Source organism: Sporosarcina newyorkensis, from assembly GCF_900167515.1.
In the GTDB taxonomy this organism is placed as follows: domain Bacteria; phylum Bacillota; class Bacilli; order Bacillales_A; family Planococcaceae; genus Sporosarcina; species Sporosarcina newyorkensis.
In genome coordinates this window covers 141,167-153,786 of sequence record NZ_FUYJ01000002.1, presented here as the reverse complement: position 1 = coordinate 153,786, position 12,620 = coordinate 141,167, and the positions used below count along the sequence as shown (strand labels likewise).

Genomic DNA, 12,620 nt, shown 5'->3' with positions numbered 1-12,620 from the left:
GGATGAATACGGTCGCCAATCCTGACAATAGAAACGTCTGAATTTGTATAATGCTCTGCCTCTGCGTGACTGGCGACCTTAATAAAATCTGTTACATTTTTTGCTTGAGTATATTCAGGAAAGAAAGAAAGAAAGAAAGAACTACAAATCATAACTATTAAATTTACCGACTTAATGAATTTTCACTCTAATTCCAAACCACAAAAGTTTTATGTATGTTATAATACATCTTAATACATCTTAATAAAAAAGAGATGAAGGAGATGAAATAATGAGTACCAATTTGAAGTTGCTATGGGATATTTTCTACACTTTCCTTAAAATTGGACCGGTGACTTTCGGGGGGGGCTATGCAATGATTCCTCTCATAGAAAGAGAAGTAGTTACCAAGAAACAATGGATAAAAACTAGTGAGGTGGCAGATATTTTTGCGGTAGCCGAATCTGTTCCTGGAGCGATTGCAATTAACTCCGCCACATTTATCGGATATCGCATCGCCCGTATCCCGGGAGCGATTGTTGCAATGGCCGGTGTGCTCATTCCCACATTTTTAATTGTGATCAGCTTAAGTGTATTCTATTTGTATTTCAAGAAAAACCCTCATATGGAAGCCGCTTTTGAAGGCATTCGGCCGGCTATTGTTGCATTAATCACGTTTGCCGCTTATAAAATTGGTCAAATGGCTATTGTTGATAAAACTACACTCGTTACGGCATCCTTTACTGTTGGAATACTTTTTTTCTTTAATCTTCATCCAGTTCTTATTATAGTTTCAGGGGCTATTGCCGGTATTATTTTAATCAAAGTAAAAATAAAGTTAGGTCACGACATCCTACTTGAAAAATAATAAAAAGGGCTGGTGATTGTGCAACATGATTTTATTTGAGTTATTCAAAACATTTTTTACTATTGGACTAATTTCCTTTGGCGGTGGCTATGCAATGATCCCTGTAATTGAACTGGAAGTTACTGAACATGATTGGATGACGATACAGGAGTTTACCGACATTATAGCCATTGCCGGGATGTCGCCGGGCCCCATTGCCACGAACAGCGCCATCTTTGTCGGTTACCAGACTGCAGGATTTCTAGGCGCCATTGTATCGGCGTTAGGTATGGTTTTACCTTCTCTGATCATTATTTTAATTATCTCAATATTTTTTAATAAGGCGAATAAACATCATACAGTCCAATCTGCATTTTACGGTTTGCGTCCAATCATCGTAGGGCTGATTGTTTACTCAGCTATCAAATTCGCCATCTCTAATGAGTTGGTAGGAACATTCTCTCCTCATTCTATTAGTTTACTGGCCATTTTCGGTTTATCCCTTCTTGCCTTAATTAAATTTTCTATCCACCCTGCTGTTGTGATCCTGACAGCAGGAGTCGTCGGGATTATTTTCTTCTAGTAGCTACTTCATACAGTTCCTAAAATTTATAAACCGCCAAAAATGCCATGCTTTCCGTGAATACAACTCGATTTTCCCTTTTTCATTACGGATACACTCGGGTTGTTTCCACAAAAGTCGGCCATTTTCGGCGGTTTTTCAGTATTTACATCATGCAATTGGAGAACCAGATCCGAATTTATTTCTACCTTTTGAGGCTCATTGTATTATCTCATTCCTTTTTTGCATGTAATTACTATTTCACAGACTCTTACCGATCACTCACTGCCTCTAGTAGTAAATCTACAATATGCACAGCGCGCACTTCCCCCGACAATCCTTCTCGTTCGATGCCTAGCTTCATCTGAAGTAAACAGCCGGGGTTTGTAGTAACAATAGTCGTTGCTGCTGTGTCTTGTACTTGCTCCATTTTATAGTCAAGGTGCTTCATAGATAGCTCAGTATGGACAAGATTATAAATTCCGGCAGAACCGCAGCATCTATCGGCATTCTTCATCTCTGCATATTCTATTCCTCCAATAGATTTTAACAATAGCCTTGGCTGCTCGAATGTTTTTTGCACATTACGTAAATGGCAGGAATCTTGATACGTTACGACTTGTGCAGGTAACGTAAGAGGTAATTGATGAAACCCTAACTCTACAAGAATGGCTGTAATGTCCTTAATTTTCGCGGCAAAACTCGCGGCCCGTTCCGCCCATTCGGGATCATCTTCCAATAGATGGTAGTAATCGTGCAAAAAAGCTCCGCAGCCGCCCGCATTGGTAATAATAAAATCCGCTTGTACCTTTTCAAATGCTATAATATTTTTTTTCGCCAATTCCTTAGCCTTCATTTTCTCCCCAGCATGGCCATGCAAGGCTCCGCAGCAATTTTGCGTATCGGGTACCGCAATTTCACACCCCACTTTTTGTAGCAGTTCGATTGTCGCCTTATTCGTCTCCATAAACATCGTATCCATTAAGCAACCCTTGAAAAATGCAACAGTCGCTATTGTTGAATTAAGGCTTTTATAATATGCTGGACGTGTTTTCATCTCTTTTTGTCTTGGAGCTTCAGGCAACACTTTTTCCATTGTGGCCAGTGATTCTGGGAACAGTTTCATAAAACCTATAGTTCTAGTTAGTTTCTGTAAACCTGACTTTTGATATAGACCAAGAAGTGAAGTCAAATTTTCCATACGTCCTTGATATGGAAATAAGTTATCAAATACAGTCTTTCGTATAATTCTCGTAGACAGTTTATATGGTTTATGTTTACTGAAAATATCTCTCGCTTCCTCGAGTAGCTGGCCATAATTAACGCCAGCAGGACAGGCAGGTTCACACGCTCTGCATCCAAGACATTCATTCAACGTCTGCTCAATATTCCCGTCAGGTTCAATATCGCCCATCACTATGCCTTTCATCAAAGCAATTCGACCTCGGGGAGATTGGGTCTCATCGTAGCCCGATTGAATATATGTCGGACAGGAAGGTAAGCAAAAACCACACCGCATACAGTTCTCTAGCTCATCCTGATTCATTCTCTCCTGAAAGTCTGCTTGAATTCTTTTCTTTACTAACGCATCCATATGTCTTCCCTCCTCTCACATTTGCTCAATAAACAGTTTGCCGGGATTCATTATATTATGAGGATCAAACCCTTGTTTGATCACCTTCATGGCACGAATCCCTTCCTCGCCCAACTTTAATTTCAGAAACGGAGCTTTCATGGCACCTACTCCATGTTCCCCTGTAATCGTACCGCCAAGTTCGACCGCCTTCTCGAAAATCTCCGCAAACGCCATTTCCACACGATGGAACTCTTCTTTATTTCGAACGTCTGTTGGAACTGTCGGATGGAGATTCCCATCTCCCGCATGACCAAATGTACAAATTTTAATATTATACTTCAGGGCAATCCTATTAATTTCTTTCACCATAGTCGCGACTTGAGATCTTGGAACTGTGGCATCTTCCAAGAACGTAGTCGGCCGTAAGCGAGCGATCGTAGACAATGTAGATCTTCTTGCTGTCCTTAAAGAATCCGCCTCCTCTTCATCTTTCGCAACGCTTACTGACACAGCATTAAATTTTTTGCAGATGGCTTCAATTTTTTCAATATCTTTATCTACTGTTTCCCGTGATCCATCCTGCTCTATTAATAAAATTGCCTTAGCGTCTGTAGGGAGCCCAATCTGATTGTATTCTTCCACTACTTCAATGGTGGCCTGGTCCATAAATTCGAGAGTTGCCGGAATGATTTTATTCGCAATTATTGCGGAAACTGTCCGTGCCGCATTATCTATATCTTGATAAGTTGCCAGCATGGTCTTCTTATATTCCGGTAAGGGGACTAATTTAAGGATTGCTTCCGTAATGACGCCAAGTGTTCCTTCAGAACCGATAAATAAACTCGTCAAATCATACCCAGCAACATCTTTAGCTAATTTCCCGCCGGTTTGTAAAATATCTCCGTTAGGCAAAACGAGCGTTAAACCGAGCACGTAATCATGCGTCACCCCATATTTTAACCCTCTCAACCCACCCGAATTTTCATTAATATTGCCCCCAATTGTGGAAATGTTCATCGAACTTGGATCGGGAGGATACAAAAGCCCTTTGGCTTCCACTTTATCAATTAAATTCTTAGTTATGACTCCTGGCTGCACAGTGACCGTTAAGTTTTCTTCATCGATTTCCAGGATTTGATTCATGTGCTTAAACAGTAAAACCACACCACCATGTAACGGCGTAGTCCCTGCACTTAAGTTCGTTCCGGACCCTCTTGGGGTCACCGGTATTTTATGTTCATTGCAAATCTTTAAAATTGCGGATATCTCTCCTGTATTGTTTGGGGCTACTACGACATCCGGAGAGTGTTGAAAATTTGGGGTTGCATCATAACTGTAAGAGTGCAGTGACATTTTAGAGGTCTCTACATTTTTATCTCCAACGATTTGTTTCAACTGCTGAATAAGCGATTCGTTCATAGTCATCCTTCTCCTGTCTACATTATAATATTGTCCAACTATTCCACCTACTTATAATCATATAAAAAAACACATAGCGTTTACTATGTGTTGTAGTACGAAGCATCTCGTTAATTTCCATCAGTTATTGTATGTTCCTCCAAAAAAGTCAGTGCTAAATAAAGGCTGGTCAAATCTTTGAACCGTTTCGGATCAAGTCCCGTTAACTGGTAAATCTTTGTTAACCGATAATGCAATGTATTAACATGGATGAATAATCGCTCAGCCGTCTTCTGAATAGACAGTTCTTCTTCCAGAAAAACCGTAAGAGTATGGACCAATTGCCGCTGTTCAACTAAGTTTCCAATCGTCCGCGTTATAAATTCTTTCTTTGTTACATCCGAAATCTCCTGCAGGCATAACTCAAGCTGCAGGTCTCTGTAATACGAGATGACTTCATGGATTTTATTGTATTTAGTAGCCATCCTAGCTTGTTCGTATGATAAGTTCAAATCAGTTATATTTACAGAATCGCCGACACCGACAATGATTTCTATTGAAAAATTGTTCTCACACTCTGTTTGCAGGGCTTTTACATACGATTCATTAATCTGGTCTGCTGTCGTAAGCGTATGCATCCAAAACAATCGATTATTTCCCCAACGAATCAGCAAATCCTTCTCTGGAATCAACCCTTTTATGTATTGCCAGACTTCTTTTTGAATGGCAGAGTCGACTTGATTGAGCGACAGCAAGATAACCTGCTTCTTTCCATCTAATCTGATGCCAATTGTTTCCGCACGATCTTTGGCAAAATGATCAATTTGTCTACTGTTAAGGACATCGAATAAAAAATTCTCAACCGATCGATGTTCAAATTCAATTTGTTCGCTATAATAATTTTCATTTATTAACAGTTCCGTCATCTTCCTAACGATTTCTCCGAACGGCCGAACTTTCTCGGTCTCCCCTGTTATACCCACTACGCCAAGAATAGACTTATTAAAAAAGATTGGCAAGTTGACTCCTGTCTTAACTCCCTCCAATTGAGGGACCAGTTGCTTTGATATGATAATAGGCTCCTTACTTTTAATGACTTGAGCTGCTCCTTCATGATAATTGCCCAATCTGGTCAAATCAGTACTTGCTATAATGATTCCATTCGTATCACATATAATAATTTGTTCATCAATAAGACTTTCCATTACTTGGATGATCTTATTGGCGATATCATGAATACTCAACTGCACAACCCCTTTTCTAGATGTTTTGTTATGGTTATACGAAACACTTGACTATATTGTATTACAATTTCTTCAACAGAATCTATTGCGTAATGTTTATTTTCATTCTGCTGACTGTATTGTTATGTGGGTCTGGTGAGAAAAGTGGAGGGGGGCGCAAGTAGGGCTGTTTGTTGAAGAACATAACCAGTGCAGGTATGCGGCGGAGTAAGTTATGCCGGCAGGAGCCTTCTTTTTTTGTGAGCGGGTATCATGTAAGTCAACTGTTCATGATGCCCGCTTTGATGTTCATCAATCTTTAACCTGGTAAGTATGTGGATGACAGGCTTACCGGAGTGAATTCGATATAAAGTTTTAGCATCAATAATGAGGGCATTCTTCCCTCACATCGCATGTCCGTTAAACTAACGACAGTAATCTTTTCGCAACTATATACTCAAGAGTAAATTCGGCAACCACATGTAAATTTGCGGGAAGATCGTAACCAGAATAATGACGGCCGTTACGGAAAGCATATACGGCACACTTGCTTTAAAACCTCTTTCAATAGGGATCTTTGCAATACTGCTCGTAATAAATACACAAATTCCGACTGGTGGAGTGATTAATCCGAGTGCCAATACTAAGCATGTGAATAACCCAAAATGGACCGGATCAATCCCGTAACTCATAGCAAGCGGTGCAAACACCGGAACGAACATAATAATAGCCGCGGACTGTTCTATGAAAAACCCTACTATTAAATAAATGATGAACATTAACATCAAGAATACGACCGCATTTTGAGTGGTATTTTGCAACAATGTACTGATCGCATTCGGTACTCCTTGTATGGTAATCCACCACGTGATACTGTTTCCGACAGAGATCAATATCATCACAATTGTAGATACCATGACTGTTCTTCCTAACGCATCGTGTAGTTTTTTGAGAGTTAATTCCTTAGTGATAAGAAAGCCGACTGCAAGTGCGTAAATCACTCCTACACAGCCTGCTTCAGTTGGGGTTACAATACCCGCTACAATTCCTACTACCATAATGATAGGTAGTACGGCGGCAACAAGGGCTCCCCGAAGAATTCTTAATACCTCTGAAATAGTGTATTTTTTCTTATCTGACGGAAAGTTTCTTTTTCTCGCTATGAAGAAGGTGACTATCATCATACCAAGGGCTAACAATATTCCAGGGATAATACCTGCTAAAAACAGAGCGGCCACCGACACGTTTGCTGCAGAAAATGCATAGATCAACATGGGCAAACTGGGGGGGATAATCGGTCCGACAATTGCTCCACTTGCAGTAATAGCTGCAGCCAATTCCGGATCTTTATACTCTTTGTCTATTGTGGGAATTAACATGGAGCCTACTGCACTCGCATCTGCCACAGCTGAACCGTTAACACCACCAAAAAACATAGTTGCAAGGGTTGTGACATATAATAATCCGCCTTTGATCCTTCCGACAAAGAGTCTCGCGAGGTTCAACAGCCTAATTAAAATCCCCGAACCATCCATAAGTTCACCAGCTAGAATAAATAAAGGAATAGCAACCAGCGTAAATGAGTCAAGCCCCGTAAACATCCGTTGCACAAACAGTTCTAGTGGGTCTCCTGTTAATATAAAGGCAATAACGCCAGTTAAACCTAAGGCGAAAGCAATAGGAATTCCCAGTGCAATCAGCAGAAAGAACAACAACATCACAACGAATATGCCTGTCAGTTTAATCTACCTCCAATACTTTTACTAAGGTAATTAGATTTAATTGGATTAAGGCATACAACGATCCGATTGCCACCGAGAGGTAAGGAATTGTCATACTCATACCGAATACAATATGGTCATATGATTCGCTACCGTTCATTGCAAAAATAACTCCATTACAAATGATGACGATTAGGAATACTGAAATCAGAACATCCGATACGATTAATACCGTCTTTTTGCCTTTGCCTTTCAATTTATTAACAAACATATCTACTGAAATATGCTCGCCTTCTCGAAAGGCTAAACCCATGCCTAAGAAAGATAACCAGACGAGTAAATAGGTTGCAAGCGAATCAGAAAAGTTAAGAGGGGTAAACATGATAAATCTGGTGAAAATTGATATCGAGATAATTACAACAATTGCAGACAATAATAGGATGCATAGTGATTTAATAAAAATGGCAAACTTTTTATCGAACCGAAGAATGTGATCCAGCAATTTATTGTTATCCATATACTCCTCCTTAACTAGGGGCTGTGTTAAAGCCTCTATTCAATTTGATAGCCCCAGTCTCCAGCTTGTTTGGACTCTATTAATTCATCGAGGATTAGATCTAATTTTTCCTGTGTAACGGTTTTCCCATCTACGTATTTATCCCAGACTACGTCCTTCGTAACTTTCTCGATTTTTTTATACTCTGTTTCCGGCAATTTATTGATCTGTAACCCAGCATCTTTCATGTCTTTTACAATCCCTGTGTATAATTGGTCGACATTATCTAATTGCCACTTTTCTGCTTCTTTAATGGATTCGCTTAATATCTCCTGAACGTCTTTAGGCAATGACTCCCACTTATCTTTGTTGATGACGGTTGCATGGAAGAACCATTGGAAAGGAATATATGCTACACTTTTTATCGTTCCATCCTCGTAAAGTTTGGAAGGATGCAGAGCATTCAAAGGTACTGTCACACCATCAACCATTCCTTGGGAAATTGCTTGAGGCGTTTCAGGCCAAGAAATCGAGGTACCTTTAGCTCCTAACGCTTTATGTGCTGCCAATTCAAGAGGCGATTCGGATGCCCGCAGTTTCATTCCTTTTAAATCCTCGAGAGAATGTACTTCTTTATTTTTAGTAGCTATGACACGAGGCCCGCCACTGTCAAATGCGCCAAACCATTTCAAATTGATTTGAGCTAAATCTTGGTCTATAGAACCCCTAACCTGTTCGTTGTTCACAATATTGAATGCCTGTTCTTTTGAGTCAAATAAAAATGGCAAATGCAGTACATTGAAAGCATTGGTAATTGGTGAGATATTAGCGATTGATCCCGTCGCCATGTCTAAGTTGCCGTTCTTCACGGCCTCAAATGTTTCTAAATCAGACCCTAATTGACCGCCGTGAAATGTTTCGACTTTAATTTTGCCTTCGGATTTCTCAGCGACTATATCTGCGAATTTGTCTAGGCCTAGACTTACGCTGTCCTCAGCTGATAAAACACTTGCTACGTTAAAAACATATTCCCCATCAGATCTTGAGTCTCCTTTAGCTGTTCCGCAACCGGCCATAAAAAGGGTAGCTACTGCTAATAGGGCCAAATTTTTCATTACTTTCATCCTGTCTCACCTCGTATAATGTTTTTTAGATCAAACGCATATGATTGATCAAGCTTGAACAAGTTAATACGAAGATTAAAGATCATTTTCCTATTTCAAGTTTAATAGTGTCACTTTTTATATGAAAATATCTCATCTCCTTGCTTTTTGTAATTTGTGCGAGAATGTTTGTGATAGTAGGAGCATTTTTAGGAGTAACTTCATACGGCTCTTGACTAATAGGCCCAGCCTTTTTCATCTCATCTACATGATTACCTTTGACAATATAGCGTAGCAACATCTCTTCGTCTGTCATATTCGGAAACTGCCTTCTTAACTCAGGAAGAATCCGTTTGGCCGGCTTTGTCTCTTCAGCTAGTAAGCTGGTTTCATTTCCAATGATCTTATCTAGTAAATTTTCATCAATCGGCGCCATTAATTGACCGTAATAGCCCTGTGCATATTTTTTTATTTCATTTGGAACAAATTTGTAGCGCTCACCGTGTAAAACATTTAACACTGCCTGTGTTCCGACGAATTGAGAGAAAGGTGTAACCATGATTGGATAGGCTAACTCTTCGCGGATAATCGAGATTTCCTCCAGAACTTCTTCTTGACGGTCTCGGATCCCCGCCTGTTCCAACTGATAATACATATTCGTGAGCATCCCGCCAGGTATTTGGTGTTTGTAATGAAAACTATCATATTCTTTAGGCTTTCCTAATGGGAATCCTTCCTGTGCAGCGACCTCTCTGAAGTAATGGTCTATTTCATGGATCAGCTGGTCATTCACATTGACTTGATAGTTAAGGTCCCTCAAGTTCTTTGCTATGGTTTGGATGGATGGATTGGATATATCATTCGCCAAAGCAGAAACGGCTGTATGAATGACATCCGCCCCATGCTTAACTCCTTCCAGATAAACTACAGGAGCTAAACCGGTCGAACAATGGCTATGAAGTTCAAGCGGAATATCACCCAATATTTGTTTTAGTGCAGGCACCAATGTTCGAACTCGCTCCGGTGTCAACAGTCCACCTGCATCCTTAATCATGACGGCGTCCACTTTTACTTTTTCCAACAGCTCAATCGTTTTGCTGACATACAGTTTGTCTGTATGTAATGGGCTGTCACAAAAAACTAATGCTGCAACGGTATAAGCCCCTAACTTCTTTGCATGAATAAGAGGTTTTGCTAAATTATCTACATCTAATAGTCCATCGAATGCTGCGATTCTATTGATTCCATTATCCACCATCTTTTCAATAAACAGCTCTCGTATATCATCAGGCGCTACGTCAAATCCAAACAAGCCACTTCGAATCCAGCCGCCAACACGCGGGCCTCCTTGTAATGCCTTACTAACAATCCGAATTCTCTCCCACGGATCTTCTCTCAAATACCTTACGCACGCATCGAAATGAACCATTGCCATTAAATCAACGGTGTCATATTCTGCGTTCTTTAATTTCTCCAGCATGGGAATCATCATGGGTGTTGTCATTCTTGTTGCCCATAGACTCTGATGCGCATCCCGAATGGTTGTATCTACTATTTTAATTTCTTTCAAGTTGCTCTCTCCTATCTTTTCGATTTAACTGTTTTTACACCTTAAAGAACTATCCTCTGGAATCACTATTTCTCTATCTATTTTTATTCTAAGCTGAAAGGGTAGAAAACTCTGTCAGCTACACGACAATAGATAGAAAAATTAGATTTATCGCGCGATAGGTTTAAGTGAAAACTCTTTATATAAATAAAAAAAATACTCTCCTGATTCAGGAGAGCAACGAGTATGTTATTTTTATCATAGTGAAGAAATTGTCTTTACATTTTCCCTGGAAGATACAGAACAACTTCTGGGAACACGATGAGAATGACAATGGTGAGAAGTAGGATTCCAATAAACGGAATCGATCCCACAAAAACTTTTTGCACTGGTATTTTTGCATGTTCACTTGTGATAAATAAATTTAATCCCACTGGGGGTGTGACTAATCCTATTTCTAATAATAATACGAGGATAATCCCGAACCAGATTGGATCGAATCCTAGCTGGATGATGAGCGGAAACACTACCGGTAATGTGATTAATAATGAGGCAATTAAATCTAAAAATAATCCTAGTACCAAGTAAATTAAGATAATTAAAAACAAAATAGTATAGGGTGAAGCACCACTCCCTACAATTAAATTGATAACTTTAACCCCACTTTGTGTAAAGGCAATAAAAGTTGCGAATATGTTTGCCCCTATAACAATTAGAAAGATCATAGAAGTTTGTTTAATTGTGGTGACTAGAGACTCGTAAATTTTCTCTTTGTTTAATCTCTTTAAAGCTATCCCAATAGCTAATGCCCCAAAAGCTCCAAATGCAGCGATTTCTGTTGATGTTGCAATGCCCAAATAGAGAGTGGAAATGACTAGCGTGATCAATATTGCTGAGGGGAAAACTGGTTTGATTGAGTTCAAGCGTTCCGCCCAAGACGCCTTATCAACCATAGTATTATTTTTTAACGATGATGCAATGACAAAAGCACAAACTAATATTGCCAGTAGGATGCCTGGAAGAATCCCTGCCATAAGTAACTGACCAACTGATGTTTCTGTTTGAATCCCATACAGTATAAGCGGGATGCTAGGTGGTATTAATACCGCCAGTGTGCCAGTACATGATGCAATCAACCCTGCCGAGAATTGCTCCGAGTATTTCGCTTTCACCATTTGAGGTATAGCAATTTGAGACATCGTTGAAGTAGCGGCAAGGCTTGAACCCGATAACGCTCCGAATCCAGCACTTGAGAATACCGTCGCTACCCCAGCTCCTCCTGGTAAATGTCCAATCCACTTCAACATACTCCCAAATAAGTTATCCGCTATTCCGCTTTTTGATAGAAAATGTGCCATCAAGATAAAAAGCGGAATCGTGGTAAATGTAAAGTTACTAACACTTCTATAACCGATACTCGTTAATACGGCCATTAATGAATCGTATCCATTTATAATCCAAAGCCCCAGCGAGCCTACGAGTATCAAAACGAATCCAATCGGTACTCCTATCGCCAAAAAAACAAGTAGTAAAATAACAGCGAATAAAGCTATCATCTTTTCACCCCTGCTTCTTCTCTTAAATTTATCACAGTTGTTTCTTCGTTCACTTCTTGTTTTGAAAGTGAGGAAATACTTTCCACGACATTAAAGATTAGTCTGGCAATTACCATTAAGACTCCTAGAGCCATTACGAGAAAAGCAGGTGCCAACAAATACTCAATAGAGCCAACAGACGTTATTCCTCTTTCATAGTAATCAAAGAACAAATTGATATTCGAGACAAGCATGAGACCTAATATAATTAACACTAACAGATCTTTGAAAATTGAAAGGGCTACTTTGAAACTTTTGGATAACTTGGACTCTAGCAAATCCACTTTGACATGTCCATTATGCTTTAACGTATAGCTTATTCCCAAATATACAATAATCACCATGAAATACTCACTCGTGATCTCCATCGTGCCTGCTATCGGAGAGTTAAAAAAATACCTCATGATTACATCTGCGAAAATCCAAACCATCATTATAAATAAAGCAGCAGCAGAAAGCACTAAACATATTTTTTCTATCTTCTCAAAACCTTTTTTTATTGGTGCCATAGTTTAGTCCCCTTTATTTGATTAGATAAGCCCCAAAATTCTTCTTAATGAACACTGCAAGT

At 39.6% G+C, this 12,620-nt stretch carries 11 protein-coding genes; 2 read left to right on the top strand and 9 right to left on the bottom strand.

The annotated features are described in order from the left end of the window. Positions 1–283 precede the first annotated feature (283 nt). Positions 284–847 (top strand): chromate transporter, encoded by a 564-nt coding sequence (locus B5D59_RS05090; protein ID WP_245799457.1) that lies wholly within the window; start codon positions 284–286, stop codon positions 845–847. 25 nt (positions 848–872) lie between these two features. Beyond that, on the top strand, positions 873–1,409 hold the full coding sequence (locus B5D59_RS05085) for a chromate transporter (protein WP_078817135.1): 537 nt from the start codon (positions 873–875) through the stop codon (positions 1,407–1,409). A 250-nt stretch (positions 1,410–1,659) separates the two neighbouring features. On the opposite strand, the gene B5D59_RS05080 is transcribed toward B5D59_RS05085, so the two are convergent. The 9 genes from B5D59_RS05080 to B5D59_RS05040 all read right to left on the bottom strand — a co-directional run bounded on the left by B5D59_RS05080 (position 1,660) and on the right by B5D59_RS05040 (position 12,558). After that, on the bottom strand, positions 1,660–2,982 hold the full coding sequence (locus B5D59_RS05080; RefSeq protein ID WP_078817134.1) for a (Fe-S)-binding protein: 1,323 nt from the start codon (positions 2,980–2,982) through the stop codon (positions 1,660–1,662). A 15-nt stretch (positions 2,983–2,997) separates the two neighbouring features. Further along, complete coding sequence (gene glcD / locus B5D59_RS05075; protein WP_078817133.1) at positions 2,998–4,383, bottom strand: glycolate oxidase subunit GlcD; 1,386 nt, start codon at positions 4,381–4,383, stop codon at positions 2,998–3,000. Between the two features lie 110 nt (positions 4,384–4,493). Further along, positions 4,494–5,606: a CdaR family transcriptional regulator gene (locus tag B5D59_RS05070; RefSeq protein WP_078817132.1), complete on the bottom strand. Its 1,113-nt coding sequence runs from the start codon at positions 5,604–5,606 to the stop codon at positions 4,494–4,496. Between the two features lie 428 nt (positions 5,607–6,034). After that, positions 6,035–7,303 (bottom strand): TRAP transporter large permease, encoded by a 1,269-nt coding sequence (locus tag B5D59_RS05065; RefSeq protein ID WP_078817131.1) that lies wholly within the window; start codon positions 7,301–7,303, stop codon positions 6,035–6,037. 22 nt (positions 7,304–7,325) lie between these two features. After that, a complete protein-coding gene (locus B5D59_RS05060; protein ID WP_078817130.1) occupies positions 7,326–7,823 on the bottom strand; it encodes a TRAP transporter small permease in 498 nt (165 codons plus the stop codon). Positions 7,824–7,858: 35 nt separating this feature from the next. Beyond that, entirely contained in the window at positions 7,859–8,926 is a 1,068-nt protein-coding gene (locus B5D59_RS05055; protein ID WP_078817129.1) for a TRAP transporter substrate-binding protein, read from the bottom strand. Between the two features lie 82 nt (positions 8,927–9,008). Then, positions 9,009–10,475, bottom strand: coding sequence for a pyruvate carboxylase subunit B (locus tag B5D59_RS05050; RefSeq protein ID WP_176132508.1), 1,467 nt, complete (start codon positions 10,473–10,475; stop codon positions 9,009–9,011). A gap of 257 nt (positions 10,476–10,732) precedes the next feature. Further along, positions 10,733–12,010 (bottom strand): TRAP transporter large permease, encoded by a 1,278-nt coding sequence (locus tag B5D59_RS05045; RefSeq protein WP_078817127.1) that lies wholly within the window; start codon positions 12,008–12,010, stop codon positions 10,733–10,735. Next, positions 12,007–12,558 carry a TRAP transporter small permease gene (locus B5D59_RS05040; protein WP_078817126.1) on the bottom strand — a complete coding sequence of 184 codons (552 nt, stop codon included), beginning with the start codon at positions 12,556–12,558 and terminating at the stop codon, positions 12,007–12,009. Before B5D59_RS05040 ends, B5D59_RS05045 begins: the two co-directional genes overlap by 4 nt. Positions 12,559–12,620: the final 62 nt, after the last annotated feature.

What these genes read in the sequence shown, in the direction of transcription:
- B5D59_RS05085 (WP_078817135.1), top strand. Translation starts at nt 873, where the DNA reads ATGATTTTATTTGAGTTATTCAAAACATTTTTTACTATTGGACTAATT.
- B5D59_RS05080 (WP_078817134.1), bottom strand. Translation starts at nt 2,982, where the DNA reads ATGGATGCGTTAGTAAAGAAAAGAATTCAAGCAGACTTTCAGGAGAGA.
- glcD (WP_078817133.1), bottom strand. Translation starts at nt 4,383, where the DNA reads ATGAACGAATCGCTTATTCAGCAGTTGAAACAAATCGTTGGAGATAAA.
- B5D59_RS05065 (WP_078817131.1), bottom strand. Translation starts at nt 7,303, where the DNA reads ATGTTGTTGTTCTTTCTGCTGATTGCACTGGGAATTCCTATTGCTTTC.
- B5D59_RS05060 (WP_078817130.1), bottom strand. Translation starts at nt 7,823, where the DNA reads ATGGATAACAATAAATTGCTGGATCACATTCTTCGGTTCGATAAAAAG.
- B5D59_RS05055 (WP_078817129.1), bottom strand. Translation starts at nt 8,926, where the DNA reads ATGAAAGTAATGAAAAATTTGGCCCTATTAGCAGTAGCTACCCTTTTT.
- B5D59_RS05045 (WP_078817127.1), bottom strand. Translation starts at nt 12,010, where the DNA reads ATGATAGCTTTATTCGCTGTTATTTTACTACTTGTTTTTTTGGCGATA.
- B5D59_RS05040 (WP_078817126.1), bottom strand. Translation starts at nt 12,558, where the DNA reads ATGGCACCAATAAAAAAAGGTTTTGAGAAGATAGAAAAAATATGTTTA.